Below are 16,894 nucleotides of genomic sequence, written 5' to 3'. Positions count from 1 at the left end.
GGATAAAAACTTAAAATTGATCTATATAGAGGCTGCTGAGGTGTTCTGGCTCGATCAATATCATCGTTAAAAGCGACTACTTGGTACGGCAATTCCCCAGCAGGATGGTAACGTCATGTTGATTAAGCGGCTAATGTCATGGCGGGATGAAATTATAGAGTGATTGCTCAATTGTATTTATGCGCCAAATCACACCAATCGTCTTATGCTTCATACGAATTGTGTGCGTATTGACCATTTCTTTTACTTTAGTCGGATGAAAAGCACGGATTATCGGTGTACGACGACTTGTTTTTTTTGCTTATTATTGATGAGTACTGCCGCTAATTAAGTCGTACATTAATAAATGTTGAGCTTAAGCCGAAGAGGTTTATAGGCGGTTTAATTGTACAAAAAGGGAGCAGTGTAAGTATGTTAGCCGTAACATATTTGGAGCACAGCTAAGATTGAGAGTAGAATGGGAATATCGTCTCAAATAATAACGAGTTTTCATGACAAAGAATAAAGAGCAGCAGTCGGATCAATCGACGCTTGATACCTTTAAACGCCTATGGCCTTTTATTAGCTTGTATAAGACAGGTTTGGCGGTAGCGGTTGTTGCACTGGTTATTAATGCATTGGGTGACACCTTGATGCTTTCTATGATCAAACCACTTATGGACGAAAGCTTTGGTGGTTTTGATTCTGTTGATGGTGATTTCCTCTCAATGATGCCGTTCTACCTTGTTCTCTTAATGATTGTTCGTGGTGCGAGTGGGTTCGCTTCTACTTATTGTCTTTCTTGGGTATCTGGTAATGTAGTAATGAACATCCGACGTAAAATGTTCAATCACTTTATGAAAATGCCAGTAAGCTTCTTCGATAAAGAATCCTCCGGCGCGTTACTCTCGCGTATCACGTATGACTCGGAACAAGTCGCTTCAGCAACCAGTGGTGCTTTAGTTAGCCTTGTACGTGAAGGTGCTTCAATCATTGGCCTTATGGCGTTAATGTTTTGGAACAGCTGGCAGTTGTCTGCAATTCTTTTAGTGATTGCCCCTGTTGTTGCTATCAGTATTCAGATCGTTTCTAAGCGTTTTCGTAGTATTTCAAAAAATATGCAAGATGCGATGGGCTCGGTCACTTCACAAGCGGAACAAATGCTTAAAGGCCATAAAGTGGTGTTGAGCTATGGCGGTCAGCAAGTAGAAAGCGATCGTTTTGACTCAGTCAGTAATAATATGCGTCAACAAACAATGAAGTTAGTTTCAGCGCAAGCTATTGCTAACCCTGTCATTCAATTAATAGCTTCTTTTGCTTTAGTTGTAGTTCTTGTTCTCGCTGGTTCAGAGTCTCTACGTGCAGAGCTTACTCCTGGTACTTTTGCTGTTGTATTTGGTGCGATGTTTGGTTTGATGCGTCCACTTAAAGCGCTAACGAATGTGACATCACAATTCCAACGAGGTATGGCTGCATGTAATACCTTATTTGAATTAATGGAAATGGAACCAGAAAAAGACAATGGTCACCACGATTCTGATCGCGTAAAAGGTGATATTAAAGTCGATAACGTAACGTTTACTTACCCAACCAAGGATGCTCCCGCTTTACGTAATGTGAGCTTTGATTTACCTGCGGGCAAAACATTAGCGTTAGTAGGGCGCTCTGGTTCTGGTAAGAGTACGATAGCAAATTTACTGACGCGTTTTTACGATATTGATTCGGGTCAGATCCACATTGATGATCATATAATTACTGATTACAAATTATTTAACTTACGTGAGCAGGTTGCCGTTGTTTCTCAAAACGTCCATTTGTTTAACGATACAGTTGCAAATAATATCGCTTATGCAACCAATAATAAGTACAGCCGTGAAGAGATTGAACGTGCTGCAGAATTAGCTTACGCCACCGATTTTATCCAAGGTATGGATCAAGGTTTTGATACCATGATTGGTGAAAATGGTGTGAGCCTGTCTGGTGGTCAGCGTCAGCGTATTGCTATTGCTCGTGCACTTTTACGTAATGCACCAATACTGATCTTAGATGAAGCAACATCAGCACTTGATACAGAGTCTGAACGTGCTATTCAATCTGCGTTGGATGAGTTACAAAAAGACCGTACTGTCTTGGTTATTGCGCACCGTCTATCGACTATCGAGAATGCAGACCAGATCCTAGTCGTTGATGAAGGTGAGATTATTGAACGTGGTACTCATAGTGAGCTAATTGATAAACCTGATGGTGCCTACGCACAGCTTCACCGTATTCAATTCGGTCAATAATGAGCACTTTGATTGAGAAGATTTGGTTTCAGCGCCATCCTGCAGGGATAGCGCTGATGCCTGTTTTATGGCCGCTTAGTAAAATATTCGGTGCTATCAGTCGCTATCGGCGTCAGCAATTCTCCGATGGTAAAAAACCATCTTATCGAGCACCTGTACCCGTTGTTATTGTTGGTAACATCACTGCTGGCGGCAATGGTAAAACACCGGTTGTTATTTGGTTAGTTGAGCAATTGCTTGCGCAAGGGTTAAAGCCCGGTGTGGTATCGCGCGGTTATGGTGGTAAAGCGCCGCATTACCCTTACCAAGTTGATGCTGACAGCCCAACAGCTTATGTGGGTGATGAGCCTGTGCTTATTCATCGTCGTACTGGTGTGCCTGTGGCTGTTTCTCCCGTCCGTGCCGATGCCGTAAAATTGTTACTTGGTGAGACCGATGAAGATCAGCACATTGATGTGATCATTACCGATGATGGTTTACAGCATTATGCACTTGCGCGTGATTTGGAGATCGTGGTAATTGATGGTCAGCGCCGATTTGGTAATCAACATTTAATTCCGATGGGACCATTACGCGAATCTTGTGAACGCCTTCGTGAGGTTGATTTTCAAATTTGTAATGGTGGTGAAGCGCAGCTGGGTGAAATTCCAATGCGACTATCCCCTTCAGCATTGATTAATCTCAAAACGGGTGAGCGGTGCTTAGTTACCGAATTGAGTGATATTGTGGCCATGGCTGGTATCGGGCATCCGCCGCGTTTCTTTGAAACATTGCGAGAGCTTGGGGTTGAACCGATATATTGTCAGCCTTTTGCTGATCATCAAGCGTTTAAACAACAAGAATTAACTGTGCTGGCTGAAAAAGGCCAGCATTTAGTCATGACAGAGAAAGACGCGGTGAAATGCCACGCTTTCGCTGAGTCAAATTGGTGGTATCTGCCCGTGGACGCTGAGTTACCAGCAAGGCAGGCACAAGACATCATTAGTCAGATAATAAAGGTAAAGGAACAATATGGATCACCGTCTGCTTGAAATCGTTGCATGCCCAGTGTGCAAAGGGAAATTGAACTACGATAAAGAAAAGAACGAACTTATCTGTAAATTTGATCGTCTGGCTTACGCTATTAATGATGGCATCCCAGTATTGCTGGAACCAGAAGCTCGTACGCTGAGCGCAGAAGAGGTTAAATAAAGCATGGCTTTTACTGTAGTTATACCAGCCCGTTATCAATCATCTCGTTTACCGGGTAAACCATTGGCAGATATTGGCGGGAAGCCTATGGTGCAATGGGTGTATGAACAAGCAAGCAAGTCTGGTGCGGATAATGTTATCGTAGCGACAGATGACCAACGCATTGTCGATGCAGTGAACGCTTTTGGTGGTGAAGTTTGCCTAACGCGTGATGACCATGAGTCAGGCACAGAGCGTTTGGCTGAAGTGGTTGAGAAATATCAACTGGCCGATGACCACATTGTGGTGAATGTGCAAGGTGATGAACCACTGATCCCTGAAAGCATCATTCGCCAAGTCGCGGACAATATTGCACGTTGCGATGCCCCTATGGCTACGCTGGCTGTACAGATAGATCATGCAGATGAAGTCTTTAATCCGAATGCGGTTAAGGTTGTGACAGATGCAAATGGCTACGCACTGTATTTTAGCCGTGCACCGATCCCATGGGATCGTGATAACTTCGCTAAGCGCCCTCAAGAAATTCATCAAAGCTTACTTCGCCATATTGGCATTTATGCTTATCGTGCAGGTTTCATTAATACCTATATTAACTGGGAACCAAGTACGCTTGAAAAGATTGAATCACTAGAGCAACTGCGTGTGCTTTGGTACGGTGAGAAAATCCACGTTGATGTGGCAATTGATACGCCACCAGCGGGTGTTGATACACCTGAAGACTTAGAAAAAGTTCGTCAGCTTATCGGTTAGGTTCTTGCGTTAAAGAATCAATCATTGATAACAATCAGTGATAAAAAGTGAATACAAAAATGCCACCTTAGCGATAAGGTGGCATTTTTTTGTTTAGAACTTACTGCCAATATTAGGCTTTTGCTGTTTCTACTTCACCATCTTGTTGGAAGATAGATTCGTCTGCCTGACCCAGTAGACGTGAGGTGATTGTTCCTGCTGTCATAGAGCCACTCACGTTAATAGCGGTACGGCCCATATCAATCAATGGCTCGATAGAAATTAGTAGACCCGCTAGTGCTACTGGCATATCAAGTGCCGATAGTACAATCAATGCTGCAAACGTTGCACCGCCACCCACACCCGCAATACCAAATGAACTGATCGTAACAATCGCAACCAGTGTCAGGATGAAGCTAATATCCATTGGATTAATACCGACAGTTGGCGCAATCATCACAGCCAACATCGCAGGGTATAAACCTGCACAGCCGTTTTGGCCCATGGTTGCACCAAATGATGCAGAGAAGTTTGAAACGCCTTCACCGTTACCCAACTGCTTAACCTGCGCATCTATGTTCAGTGGGATTGTGCCTGCGCTTGAACGAGAGGTGAATGCAAAGGTCAGTACAGGTAAAACCTTCTTCAGGAAGCGAATAGGATTAACGCCAACCAGAGAAACTAGCACAAGGTGCATAACCAGAATAATGGCTAAGCCTACGTACGATGCCATCACAAAGTTAATTAGGCTAAGAATGTCGTCAACGTTTGAACCCGCAACTACTTTGGTCATTAGGGCAAGTACGCCGTATGGCGTTAGGCTCAATACCATGCGTACCAATGTACGAACAATTTCTTGAGCAACTTGGACAAACTTCTCAAAGCTTGCACCAAGTTCTGGTTGAGTGCGGATAACACTGACGCCAGCTACACCAATGAAAGCAGAGAAAATAACGACAGCAATTGTCGATGTCGCACGGCTGCCAGCTAGATCTGCAAATGGGTTAGCTGGGAAGAAAGAAATAATCATGTCGGCAAAAGAGATTGCTTCCACTGTTGAAAGGCGAGTCTCTAACATTTCGCCTCGAGCAATTTCACGTGCACCCTGCACGATACCTTCTGCAGATAGACCAAACAGGTGGCTGACGAATAAGCCAATAACAGCAGATGCAGCTGTGGTTGCGAGTAAGATACCGATTGTTAAACCTGAAATCTTACCCAGTGAACCAGAGTCTTTTACTTTAACGATGGCACCAATGATAGACACCATGATCAATGGCATGATGATCATCTTCAGTAAACTGACATAGCCAGCACCCACAATATTTACATACTCTAGCGTGCTACCGATTACGGCATTGCCACCACCATAAACCACTTGTAGAGCGCCACCGAATAACACACCAAGACCAAGGCCAGTGAATACGCGCTTAGAGAGAGTTTGATCTGTTTTTTGCTGTTTCGCTAATAATGCGATGAGTAGGGCGAATATCGCCAAGTTTATAATCTGATACATAATCTCTAGCCACCTAACTTCTTGATATGTGAATCTTGTAATGACAGGAATCATAAAGAGGTCTGGTGTAAAACGGGAGCTGTTTTTATCGCTATCAATATATGAATTTCGCACAACTTATAACGTAAAACGCTATCAGAGCGTAATGTGGCGATATAGTGCTCATATAAAACAAAAAGCCAGCTAAGTTAAGCTGGCTTAATGGTTTTGCTAAATTGTGGAATATTTTTGCTTTTATCGACTGTCTAAAAAGACGAGCTATGACAACGCATCAGTGTGGCTGATAACAACGGCTGTTGTGGGTGATTCTTTATCAATTAGGTGCTCATTATTACCGATAATATTGCGTAATTTTTGCCACCATTGCCCCAACGTTTCATGCCAGTAACGCTCAGTTTGTTCTAAATACTTAGCTTGCGGGGTGTATTTTGCCCAAGGCTGTTCAATGTTACGGGTTGCTAAAAAGTTTGTTGGTGCAGGGGTCGGTTGTAAACCTGCTTCATTAAATTCAAATAATGCACGTTCCATATGGCTGGCTGATGTGACTAAGACTAAGTTCTTACTGCCAACAACAGATGATGCCTGGAAGGCTTCTTCCCATGTGTCTTTCGCTGTTTCTAGCAGCAGTATATCGGTTTTATTAACACCTAAAGCTAAAGCCACTTTTGCCATCATTCGCGCTTGGCTTGTGTCACTTCCGCCACCATAGCCAGATAGGATAATTTTAGCACTTGGGTATAAGCGATGAATTCGAATACCTTCGGTTAGTCGCATTAATGCGGTACGAGATAGCTGGGAGGTAATCGGCATTTCATGATCGATTACATGGCTGCTACCTAGTACCATTATATAGTCGACGGGTTGCTCATTAGGAATGAAAGGTTTGAATTTTCTTTCCATTGGTTTGAGCAATTCAGTCGCGATGGGTTGGAAAGCGAATAGAAATATCCCCAGTAACGAAAGAGTCAAAAGAAAAGAAGCAAAGCCTTTTCGTTTGGTAAACCACAACACCAATAAGCCCAATAAGCCTAAAATCAGCATCGCAGGGAGTGGCATGAGTAATGCCGATATCAATTTTTTTAGTTCAAACATACAATCTAGCCCGAAAAATCAGCAGTTGAGCTTAAAAAGACATCACAAGCCTTTATTCCTATAGAGCTTGTGAGAAAATAAACACCATTTTAGAACCGCTATCATAACGTAAAGCAGCCGTGATCAAAGATCGAAATTTTGACGACCTAGCGCAAAAATTTGCCAAAAACATTTACGGTACTGCCAAAGGGCAGATCCGACAGACTGTAGTATGGCAAGATTTGCAGCAAATATTAGCAGCATTGCCAGATGACAAACCGTTATCTGTGTTGGATGCTGGAGGCGGTGTCGGTCAACTGTCACAAAAGTTAGCTGAATTAGGCCATAAAATCACATTGTGTGATCTCTCTGGTGAAATGCTGAAATTGGCTGAGCAAGACATTGCCAAAAATGGCTTGCTTGAGCAGTATCGATTGGTTCACAGTGCTGTGCAGGATATTGGTGGGCATTTAGCGCAGAAGCCGGATTTGATTTTATTCCACGCCGTCATGGAGTGGTTAGCAGATCCGCAGCAGGCATTAGATTGTTTGCTAGAGCAAGTTAAGCCTGGTGGCATTATTTCGGTGATGTTCTACAACTACAACGGCCTGCTATTTAAGAATTTAATTTGTGGCAACCTGACGCACGTAGAAGAAGGGATGCCGCATCGTAAACGTTTCAAGCTTCAGCCTTATCAAGGCCTCAAACCTGATGATGTTTATCAGTGGCTTGAAGAGGGCGGTTTTCAGATCCTCGGTAAAACAGGTGTGCGCACATTCCATGATTATATGCGCGATACCATGGTTGGGGATTACAGTTTTGAACAAGTTCTTGAGATGGAGCAGAAGCTTTGTCGCCAAGAGCCTTATTTGTCGCTAGGGCGTTACATTCACGTGTACGCACAAAAGCCACTTACGGCAGAGGCAAATACTATTAACAGCAAAAAGGACAACGGATGAGTGAAGTTACCCAGACCGTTCCTGAGTTGGTAACTTGGGTTAAGCAGCATGATTTCTCGCTTAACTTACCAACTGAGCGGCTGGCGTTCTTGTTGGCGATTGCTGTTTTAAGTAGCGATCGCTTTGAAGAAGAGTTAGGAGAAGGTGAGCTGATTGACGCATTTCGCATAGTAAGCGACTTGTTTGAACAATCAAAAGAAACGCTCGCATTTCGTGCCAATAACGCCATCAATGAGTTGGTTCGCCAACGTCTTATTTCTCGTTTTACCAGTGAAGTGAACGACGGAGCGAGTATTTATCGCCTAAGTCCGTTGGCTTTGGGTATCACTGATTATTACGCGCGTCAGCGTGAATATTCGACACTGAAACTATCGATTCAGCTTGCCATGGTGGCAGATGAAATCAATAAAGCTGCTGTTGCTGCCAAAGAAGGCGGTGATGATAAGCACTGGCGTACCAACGTTTACGCAGTATTAAAGTATTCAGTTGCTGATATTTTCGATCGTATCGATTTAAACCAGCGCACCATGGACGAGCAGCAACAGCAAGTTAAACACGATATTGCTGAACTGCTTAACCAAGATTGGCAAGCCGCGATCACCAGTTGTGAAAGCCTGCTGAACGAAACATCGAGCACATTGCGCGAGTTGCAAGACACCTTGCAAGCCGCGGGTGATCAGCTGCAAACTCAGCTACTTGATATTCAAGAAGCGACTCAAGGCCATGAAGAACTTGATTTTGTTGATGGCATGATTTTCGTCTTACAGATGAAGCTTGATCGCATTATCAGCTGGGGTCAGCAAGCGATTGACTTGTGGATTGGTTACGACCGTCACGTGCATAAGTTTATCCGTACCGCGATTGATATGGATAAAAACCGTGCCTTTAGCCAACGCCTGCGTCAATCAGTAACGGATTATTTCGATAGCCCATGGCTTCTAACATACGCCGATGCCGAACGCTTACTTGATATGCGTGATGAAACATTAGTATTGCGCGATGATGAAGTAACAGGGTTAGTGCCGGAAGAAATGGAATTTGAAGAGATCAGTTTAGTGAACGATCAACTTGCCGAACAAGTTGCCGCTATGCTGCAAGCTCATAAAGCCACAGGGGCAGCCATTAACCTTAGTGCGCTACTGAAAGACTATCTTGCCGAGCATGAACACGCTCAGCATTTTGATTTATCGCGGATCGTTATCGATCAGGCCGTTCGATTAGGTTATTCCGAGTCGGACTTCAACGCCATTCAGCCCGATTGGGAAGCGATTAACGACTACGGAGCTAAGGTACAAGCCAATGTCATCGATAAATATTGAAGAATTTATGCCGGAGAAGTTGGCTAAAGCGATTGCTAACCCACTTTTCCCTGCACTTGATAATGCGCTCCGTTCTGGCCGCCACATTTCGAGTGAAGATTTAGATAACCATGCACTGCTAATAGATGCAGAGCGTGAGCTACATATGTTTTACAAGCGTTACAACGCAGAACTTGTTCGCGCGCCAGAAGGTTTTTTCTACTTACGTCCGCGTTCAACATCGTTGATCAGCCGCTCTGTATTAGCAGAAGTTGATATGCTGGTAGGTAAAGTACTTTGTTTCCTTTATCTAAGCCCAGAGCGTTTAGCGCATGAAGGTATTTTCACTAACCAAGAATTGTTCGACGAGCTAATGACCTTAGCCGATGAACAAAAACTGATGAAGTTAGTGACCAACCGTGCATCAGGATCAGATTTAGATCGTGAAAAGTTATATGACAAAGTGAAAACATCGCTTCGCCGTTTACGTCGCTTAGGCATGATTATCCCTGTGGGTGAAAACGGCAAATTCCGCATTAGCGAATCGGTTTTCCGCTTTGGTGCCGACGTACGCAGCGGTGATGATGTGCGTGAAGCACAACTTCGCTTGATCCGTGATGGTGAAGCTGTTGTACACCAACAGGAACCAAGCCAATCAAGCTTGCTTGATGATCACGAAGAACATGAAGAACATGAAGAACAATTAGAGCTCCCAACAGAGCCTGAACAAGAAGGTGAAGTGTGATGGAACGCGGTAAGTATCAATCGCTCACCATGGTTAACTGGAACGGCTTTTTTGCTCGTACCTTTGATATCGATAACCTAGTAACAACCTTATCGGGTGGTAATGGTGCAGGTAAGTCGACCACCATGGCAGCATTTATCACTTCATTGATCCCAGATCAAAGCCTGCTGCATTTCCGTAACACCACGGAAGCGGGTAGTTCTGCATCTTCTCGTGATAAAGGCTTACACGGTAAGCTAAAACCAGGCGCGTGTTACTCAGCGCTTGATGTGGTTAACTCAAAAAACCAACGTATTATCTTTGCGGTACGCCTACAGCAAGTGGCGGGCCGTGATAAGAAAGTGGACATTAAGCCTTTCATTATTCAAGGCTTGCCGTCACACATTAAGCCAACTGAAATCTTGGTTGAGACGCTGTCCGAAACACAAGCGCGTGTTCGCCAGTTGAACGAAGTAAAAGACGGCATTGCTGATATTGAAGGCGTAGTATTCAAAGCCTTTAACTCAGTAACGGATTACCATGCGCAAATGTTTGAATTCGGTGTATTACCGAAGAAACTGCGTAACAGCACTGACCGTTCTAAGTTCTACCGTTTGATTGAAGCATCGCTATACGGTGGTATCTCAAGTGCGATCACTCGTTCACTGCGTGATTACCTATTGCCGCAAAATACCGGTGTTAAGAAAGCATTCCAAGATATGGAAGCGGCGCTGCGTGAAAACCGCATGACGCTTGAAGCGATCAAGTTAACGCAAAGTGATCGTGATTTGTTTAAGCACTTGATCTCTGAAGCAACTAACTATGTTGCCGCTGACTACATGCGTCACGCCAACGATCGCCAACAGCGTTTAGACAAAACATTACGTTTACGTGGTGAACTACTTGGCTCACGCCAAAGCTTGATGGATCAGCAAACGACGCTATCCAATCATACCGTAGAGTTAGATGAACTGGCGGAACGCGAATCTGCATTAGAGCAAGATCATCAAGCTGCATCGGATCATTTACAGCTTGTACAAACCGCGGTTCGTCAGCAAGAAAAGATCACGCGCTATAAAGAAGATCTTGAAGAGCTAACAGAGCGCCTTGAAGAGCAAGTTATGGTGGTTGAAGAAGCCGCGGAACAACTTGCAATGGCTGAAGAGCAAGCGCTATTAACAGAAGAAGAAGTTGATAGCCTGAAAACACAATTAGCTGACTATCAACAAGCGTTAGATATGCAGCAAACGCGTGCACTTCAATACCAACAAGCGGTTCAAGCACTTGAAAAAGCCCGTGACTTGTCTGGTGACGAGCAACTTCTGGCTGACAGTGCGCCAGCTTACCTTACGCAGCTTAAGCAAACTGAAGAACAAAAAACCACGGCACTATTGGCACTCAAGCATAAGCTTGATATGTCATCAGCGGCTATTCAGCAGTTTGAAAAAGGCTTACAGATTGTTACTACCATCGCGGGTGCTGTTGATCGCGCACAAGCAGGTACAAAAGCACAAGAGCTGATTGCCCAGGCGCGTCAGCTTCGCCATGTTGCTGAACGCGGAGAACAGCTTAAAGCGCAATACCGCGACTTAGAGCGTAGTGTACGTCAGCAACGTCAAGCTAAAGAGTTAGCAGAGACTTACAGTAAACGTTTTGCTACTAACATTGATGGTGACCTTGCATTAGCAGAAGAGCAAGCACGCCATGAAGCAACACTTGAGTCGCTTGAGCAAACGCAAGAAAACTTAGTTGAGCAGCGTAGCGAATTACGTGGTCAAGAACAGCAACTAGCGGTACAAATCAAGCAGCATGAAGCAAAAGCGCCAGCTTGGATTACAGCAAGTGATGCGCTAGAAAAACTGGCAGATCAATCTCAGTTTGAGTTGTTTGATAGCAATGCTGTTATGCAAGCGATGCAACAAACTTTGGATAGCGAACGTCAAGTATCAGCAATGCGTGATCAACTGGCACAGCGTAAGAGCCAGTTAGACATAGACATTGAGCGTTTAGCACAGCCTGGCGGTAGCGGCGACTCTGAATTACGTGCATTAGCCGATACGTTAGGCGGCACCATGCTGTCTGAAATTTACGACGATATCACGCTAAGCGATGCGCCATATTTCAGTGCGATGTACGGCCCTGCGCGTCACGCAATTGTGGTGCCTGATCTTAAAGGCATCAAAGATAAGCTGATTGCGCTTGAAGATTGTCCTGACGATCTTTACATCATTGAAGGCGATGCCGATTCATTTGATGACAGCGGCTTTGATGTTGATGAACTAGAACAAGCTGTTTGTGTTCACCTAAATGATCGCCAACTTCGTTACTCTCGTTTCCCGAAAGTACCACTGTTTGGCCGTGCGGCACGTGAACAACGCCTTGAGCATTTGCGTGAAGAGCGCGATCAAGTAGTAGAAGATCACGCAAAAGCGGCGTTTGATTCACAAAAACTACAGCGTCTATACCAAAGCTTTAATAGCTTTGTAGCAACATACATGTCGGTTGCGTTCCAGCCAGATCCAGAAGCTGAACTGAAAACAGCACGTGATAAGCGTAACCAGCTTGTTCGCCAGCTTTCAGAAATGGACGCGCAAGAACAGCAACAACGTAGCCAGTTAACAGCCGCACGTGAAGGTTTAACGTTATTGGGTAAATTAAGCCCAATGGTTAACCTGCTAGAAGATGAGACTATTGTTGAGCGTTTTGCTGAAATCGAACAGCAGCTTTCTCAACTTGATGAAGCGCGTAACTACCTTGACCGTCACGGTAAGGCAATTTCTGAGCTTGAAGGTTTAGTTTCGGCACTGAATGTCGACCCGCAGCAATTTGATGCGCTAAATATTCAATATCAAGATGCAGACCAAACGCTGCAAGCGTTGAAAAAAGAGATCTTTGCTGTTGCTGATTTAGCAGAGCGTCGTCATCACTTTGGTTACGCAGATTCTGTTGAGCTACTTGGTAAGAGTTCAGAACTGAATGAACAGCTAAAAGCTAAACTAGTTGCTGCTGAACGTGAGCGTAACCGTTGCCGCGATGCGTTAAAACAAGCACGCGCACAAGCTAACCAGTACAACCAGTTAATGGCGTCGCTGAAGAGTTCACACCAAGCCAAACTGGAAACAGTGCAAGAGTTTGAGCGTGAGCTACAAGAGCTGGGTGTTCGTGCGGATGTGGAAGCAGAAGAACGTGCACGCGTTCGTCGCGACGAATTGAATGAACGCTTACATACTTCACGTACTCGTCGTAGTCAGCTTGAAAAATCAATCACTTCGATTGAGCTAGAAATGAAAGGCTTGGTAAAACGTCTACGTAAAGTAGGCAAAGAATACCAAGACATACGTAAGCTGGTGGTTAACGCGAAAGCGGGCTGGTGTGCAGTCCTACGTTTAGCGCGAGAAAATGATGTTGAACGTCGTCTACATCGTCGTGAAATGGCATACATGTCTGCTGATGAATTACGTTCATTGTCTGATAAATCACTGGGTGCATTACGTCTCGCGGTTGCGGATAATGAAGACCTGCGTGATTCACTGCGTGCATCGGAAGACATTTCACGTCCTGAGCGTAAAGTGCTGTTCTACATTGCGGTATATCAACACCTGCGTGAACGTATTCGCCACGATATCATTCGTACCGACGACCCAGTTGAAGCGATTGAAGAGATGGAAGTTGAGCTAGCGCGTTTAACGGAAGAGCTAACGGCTCGTGAACAACGCTTGGCAATCAGCTCTGACTCTGTTGCGAATATCATTCGTAAAACGATTCAGCGTGAGCAGAACCGTATTCGCATGCTAAACCAAGGCCTCATGAACATTGGTTTTGGGCAGGTGAAAGGTGTGCGTCTAAACGTGAAAGTACGTGAAACTCATGAATCACTACTGTTTGGTTTAGCGGAACAACAAGATCAACACCAAGATTTGTTCGGTAACAATCGTCTGACCTTCTCTGAGGCAATGGCTAAGTTGTTCCAACGCTTGAACCCGCATATCGACATGGGTCAACGTTCACCACAAATATTGGGTGAAGAGTTACTGGATTACCGTAACTACCTAGAACTCAGCATTGAAGTGAACCGTGGTACAGACGGCTGGCTACAAGCGGAGTCGGGTGCGTTATCAACGGGTGAAGCGATTGGTACGGGTCAGGCAATCTTGCTGATGGTTATCCAAAGCTGGGAAGAAGAATCTCGCCGCTTACGTGGTAAAGATATTATTCCTTGTCGCTTACTGTTCTTGGATGAGGCCGCGCGTCTGGATGCGAAATCTATCTCGACCTTGTTCGAGCTATGTGACCGCCTAGACATGCAATTATTGATTGCGGCACCTGAAAACATCAGCCCTGAAAAAGGTACCACCTATAAGCTGGTGCGTAAGATCTTTAAAGATCGTGAACACGTTCATGTGGTGGGATTACGTGGTTTTGGCCAAGAACCAAAGCCGCAGGTCAACATTCAAGATATGCTTGATTTAAAGCCCGCGAGTGTTGAGTAACAACGCAATAAATAAAACATAGATTAATTCAAAGGTCAGTATTTACTGGCCTTTGTTGTTTTCAGCATCTGCAAACCTTGTTCCTCACTACGACTCTATTCTGACATTCATCACATTGACTCGAAATTGCATATTTTGTCTTGTTGGTAAGAAGTTTTTCTCAATCGTTGAGAACACCTCAGATAACCTTTTTCCTTCTCGTATAGCACCTAAAATTTCATTACCAATCTGATTAATTCCGTTCGCAGCCGTGTTAATCACATTGGTCTGTTGGCTGATTTCATTATTCAGTACAACGATGATAAATCGAATAAGAACATAGCAATAAGCAGCAATATAACAGTGGTGACAACGCCACAACAGTAGCGGCCTATTTTCATTTGTCGTAGGGGTGATGACATGAAAAATATAATAGTGATAGTGCTCACCATGTTTGTGGTGGGGTGTGGTGGTTCTGATGGCGACTCTGATGCTGGGGGAGCTGCGGTGAATGCGGGTGATGGGGCCTCTTCATCGGTTCAAGTGCCAGTATCAGCAGATGTTGCAGAGTCACCAGCACCAGAAACACCAACCGATAAAGATGTATCCCAAGTGTGTGTCGCCATTGATGGCATGACCTTTATCAATAATTTAGGTGATATCGTTAATTGGACACCAGAATCATTTGAACAGACAGCAAGCTCAGAAGATTGTGTGCCAGTAGACGGTGATATTCCTGTTGATGGTGATGGTAATCCAATGTTTGTTGTTCTGAATTTAACGGATTTAACCGGTGTTGATCTGGTTCGTTTATTAGAAGACAAACTCATGCTGGCTGGCGATTATGTATCGGTAGCGCTATCGACGATTGACCAAGGTGGTTACGGTGATATTTTGGATACACCTTACTCACATGTTCGCGATATTTTTGGTGATTTAAAGCCGCTGAATATTGCTGATGAGTTAACGTTTGAAGGGCTAAACCTGAACTTTGATGTTCCACAGACCATCACTTTGGCTTTTGATTTGCGTAATATGCTGCAATTAAAAGGTGATGCGTATGAAATGAAGGACAGAGGTTTACGTATCGTCAACAATAATGAAGCTGGGAACATCATAGGGAATATCAACCCTTCCGCATGTGCCTCTTCAATGGTTGATGCCTATATTTATTTATACGAAGTCCATGGAGAGACAACAGGTGAAACAGGCGGAGAGCCTAATTATGGCGATATGGGTTCTGAATATGCGCCCGTCTTAACCGCAAAAGTCAGTAAAGAAAATACCTACGAATTTAAACATATTCCATCGGGTGATTATGACTTAACACTTGTATGTAATGGTTTGTTCGATTTACCTGATGTTGTAAATGATTTGCTGAATGTTGATTCAAGCCAAAAAGGCTATTCGGTGGGTAAAGATGTATTGAGTATTGATTTTTAACTATCGGACAGCGATTTCATGATGAAATAAACGCCAGCTAATATGCTGGCGTTGCTTTTTTATTCAGCTTAAATTCAAGAATAGGGGATAGACTAGTCATTTATGTACGATCAATCTCTCATTACTAGCACTTTATTTCTCTTCATATATCGATAATAACTCCCTGACCAGACAAGCTTAACTGCGAATTGTTAGTCAATGTAGACATTCATGCCTACATTAAAGTGGTTGTTTTTTAATCACCCAATAGATAAATTCATTTCCAAGATTTTTGAGACAAGCAACTTGAGAGAACGTTTTATGCCAGCAGTTATGACTTTAAAAAATGTTGTTATCGGTGCGATGTTTGGTTTTGCCGCAACAGGGTATGGCATCGCATCAGCGCATGCTTCTGTAACAACAGCGCCAGATAACCACTTATTATCCACTCTTAAGTATGTAGAGCTTGAAGCCGAACAAGGCGATAAAAATATGCAGCTGTTTCTTGGTCGTGCATATATAGAAGGAAGTAATGGTCTAAAGGCAGATCCACTGAAAGGTATGTATTGGCTAAAAAAAGCGGCGGATGATACACCTGCAGTACAAGCGATGATTGGTGATTTATTTAAAAATGGCCGTGGTTTACCCCGCGATAATCAAAAAGCAATTGAGTGGTATACCAAAGCCGCGAATGAAGGCTCTGTCCCAGCCATGGTTGAATTGGGTCATTTCTATGCTTCTGGTGGTGGCACAGGTAAAACAGATTGTGCTAATGCCATTAAATGGTTTAATGACGCGTCAAATGCAGGGTCGATGGATTCTAAGCGCAACTTAGTATGGCTATACGCGACATGTTCAGATAAAGAGCAACGCGATGGAGAACGTGCACTTAAGTTAGCGAAGCAGATTATTAAACGCTCTGCCTCGAATGATGCCGGTGATTACGATAACCTTGCAGCCGCTTATGCTGCGTGTGGTGAATTTAACGATGCAGTAAAAGCGCAGCAAGTTGCCTTAAGCAAACTTGAAGGCAAAGACAATCAGCGTATTACTAAGTTCTCGAAACGTTTAGAACTCTATAAGCAGAATCAAACGATTTATAGTGCATCGTTGTAACCAATAGCATGAAGTAACCCCTTCTTAAATACTGCTTTAAAAGCCACCGTTACGACGGTAATGCCGTTCACTTAAGGTGAGCGGCTTTCTTATTTTTGGCATATCGTTGAGGTCTTGGTTTTACCGTTCTTGGGA

The 16,894-nt window shown here is 44.0% G+C and carries 12 protein-coding genes; 10 read left to right on the top strand and 2 right to left on the bottom strand.

The features are described from left to right. Nucleotides 1-491 precede the first annotated feature (491 nt). From msbA to kdsB, 4 genes are read left to right on the top strand one after another with little or no spacing between them, the layout of a single operon-like run. Complete coding sequence (gene msbA / locus ASV53_RS15245; RefSeq protein ID WP_094957690.1) at nt 492-2,264, top strand: lipid A ABC transporter ATP-binding protein/permease MsbA; 1,773 nt, start codon at nt 492-494, stop codon at nt 2,262-2,264. An 8-nt stretch (nt 2,265-2,272) separates the two neighbouring features. Then, a complete protein-coding gene (gene lpxK, locus ASV53_RS15240; protein ID WP_189337888.1) occupies nt 2,273-3,295 on the top strand; it encodes a tetraacyldisaccharide 4'-kinase in 1,023 nt (340 codons plus the stop codon). After that, nucleotides 3,276-3,455: a Trm112 family protein gene (locus ASV53_RS15235; protein ID WP_062688712.1), complete on the top strand. Its 180-nt coding sequence runs from the start codon at nt 3,276-3,278 to the stop codon at nt 3,453-3,455. Before lpxK ends, ASV53_RS15235 begins: the two co-directional genes overlap by 20 nt. Nucleotides 3,456-3,458: 3 nt before the next feature. Further along, the gene (gene kdsB, locus ASV53_RS15230) at nt 3,459-4,205 is read left to right on the top strand and encodes a 3-deoxy-manno-octulosonate cytidylyltransferase (protein ID WP_094957688.1); all 747 of its coding nucleotides are present in this window, start codon (nt 3,459-3,461) and stop codon (nt 4,203-4,205) included. 112 nt (nt 4,206-4,317) lie between these two features. Here kdsB and ASV53_RS15225 read toward each other — a convergent pair whose 3' ends face one another. Continuing rightward, nucleotides 4,318-5,700, bottom strand: a complete 1,383-nt coding sequence (locus tag ASV53_RS15225) for an L-cystine transporter (protein WP_275657102.1) — start codon at nt 5,698-5,700, stop codon at nt 4,318-4,320. Between the two features lie 258 nt (nt 5,701-5,958). After that, complete coding sequence (elyC, locus tag ASV53_RS15220; protein WP_094957687.1) at nt 5,959-6,792, bottom strand: envelope biogenesis factor ElyC; 834 nt, start codon at nt 6,790-6,792, stop codon at nt 5,959-5,961. Between the two features lie 119 nt (nt 6,793-6,911). Here elyC and cmoM point away from each other — a divergent pair, with 119 nt between their 5' ends. The 6 genes from cmoM (at nt 6,912) to ASV53_RS15190 (ending at nt 16,759) form a co-directional block, all read left to right on the top strand. Continuing rightward, nucleotides 6,912-7,730: a tRNA uridine 5-oxyacetic acid(34) methyltransferase CmoM gene (cmoM, locus tag ASV53_RS15215; protein WP_062688717.1), complete on the top strand. Its 819-nt coding sequence runs from the start codon at nt 6,912-6,914 to the stop codon at nt 7,728-7,730. Beyond that, a complete protein-coding gene (gene mukF, locus ASV53_RS15210) occupies nt 7,727-9,049 on the top strand; it encodes a chromosome partition protein MukF (RefSeq protein WP_062688718.1) in 1,323 nt (440 codons plus the stop codon). The genes cmoM and mukF overlap by 4 nt, the downstream gene beginning before the upstream one ends. After that, nucleotides 9,030-9,773, top strand: coding sequence for a chromosome partition protein MukE (mukE, locus tag ASV53_RS15205; RefSeq protein ID WP_094957686.1), 744 nt, complete (start codon nt 9,030-9,032; stop codon nt 9,771-9,773). The genes mukF and mukE overlap by 20 nt, the downstream gene beginning before the upstream one ends. Continuing rightward, nucleotides 9,773-14,242: a chromosome partition protein MukB gene (gene mukB / locus ASV53_RS15200; protein WP_094957685.1), complete on the top strand. Its 4,470-nt coding sequence runs from the start codon at nt 9,773-9,775 to the stop codon at nt 14,240-14,242. The genes mukE and mukB overlap by 1 nt, the downstream gene beginning before the upstream one ends. Nucleotides 14,243-14,641: 399 nt before the next feature. Further along, nucleotides 14,642-15,664 carry a hypothetical protein gene (locus tag ASV53_RS15195; RefSeq protein ID WP_141226255.1) on the top strand — a complete coding sequence of 341 codons (1,023 nt, stop codon included), beginning with the start codon at nt 14,642-14,644 and terminating at the stop codon, nt 15,662-15,664. Between the two features lie 300 nt (nt 15,665-15,964). Continuing rightward, nucleotides 15,965-16,759: a tetratricopeptide repeat protein gene (locus ASV53_RS15190; RefSeq protein ID WP_094957683.1), complete on the top strand. Its 795-nt coding sequence runs from the start codon at nt 15,965-15,967 to the stop codon at nt 16,757-16,759. Nucleotides 16,760-16,894: the final 135 nt, after the last annotated feature.

Origin of the sequence: Photobacterium sanguinicancri, from assembly GCF_002265265.1 — a bacterium.
In the GTDB taxonomy this organism is placed as follows: Bacteria; Pseudomonadota; Gammaproteobacteria; order Enterobacterales; family Vibrionaceae; genus Photobacterium; species Photobacterium sanguinicancri.
Note: the sequence above shows the minus strand (reverse complement) of the source record. Positions and strands in the feature narration are given on the sequence as shown.

What these genes read in the sequence shown, in the direction of transcription:
- ASV53_RS15235 (WP_062688712.1), top strand. Translation starts at nt 3,276, where the DNA reads ATGGATCACCGTCTGCTTGAAATCGTTGCATGCCCAGTGTGCAAAGGG.
- mukE (WP_094957686.1), top strand. Translation starts at nt 9,030, where the DNA reads ATGTCATCGATAAATATTGAAGAATTTATGCCGGAGAAGTTGGCTAAA.
- msbA (WP_094957690.1), top strand. Translation starts at nt 492, where the DNA reads ATGACAAAGAATAAAGAGCAGCAGTCGGATCAATCGACGCTTGATACC.
- mukB (WP_094957685.1), top strand. Translation starts at nt 9,773, where the DNA reads ATGGAACGCGGTAAGTATCAATCGCTCACCATGGTTAACTGGAACGGC.
- ASV53_RS15225 (WP_275657102.1), bottom strand. Translation starts at nt 5,700, where the DNA reads ATGTATCAGATTATAAACTTGGCGATATTCGCCCTACTCATCGCATTA.
- ASV53_RS15195 (WP_141226255.1), top strand. Translation starts at nt 14,642, where the DNA reads ATGAAAAATATAATAGTGATAGTGCTCACCATGTTTGTGGTGGGGTGT.
- elyC (WP_094957687.1), bottom strand. Translation starts at nt 6,792, where the DNA reads ATGTTTGAACTAAAAAAATTGATATCGGCATTACTCATGCCACTCCCT.
- mukF (WP_062688718.1), top strand. Translation starts at nt 7,727, where the DNA reads ATGAGTGAAGTTACCCAGACCGTTCCTGAGTTGGTAACTTGGGTTAAG.
- ASV53_RS15190 (WP_094957683.1), top strand. Translation starts at nt 15,965, where the DNA reads ATGCCAGCAGTTATGACTTTAAAAAATGTTGTTATCGGTGCGATGTTT.
- kdsB (WP_094957688.1), top strand. Translation starts at nt 3,459, where the DNA reads ATGGCTTTTACTGTAGTTATACCAGCCCGTTATCAATCATCTCGTTTA.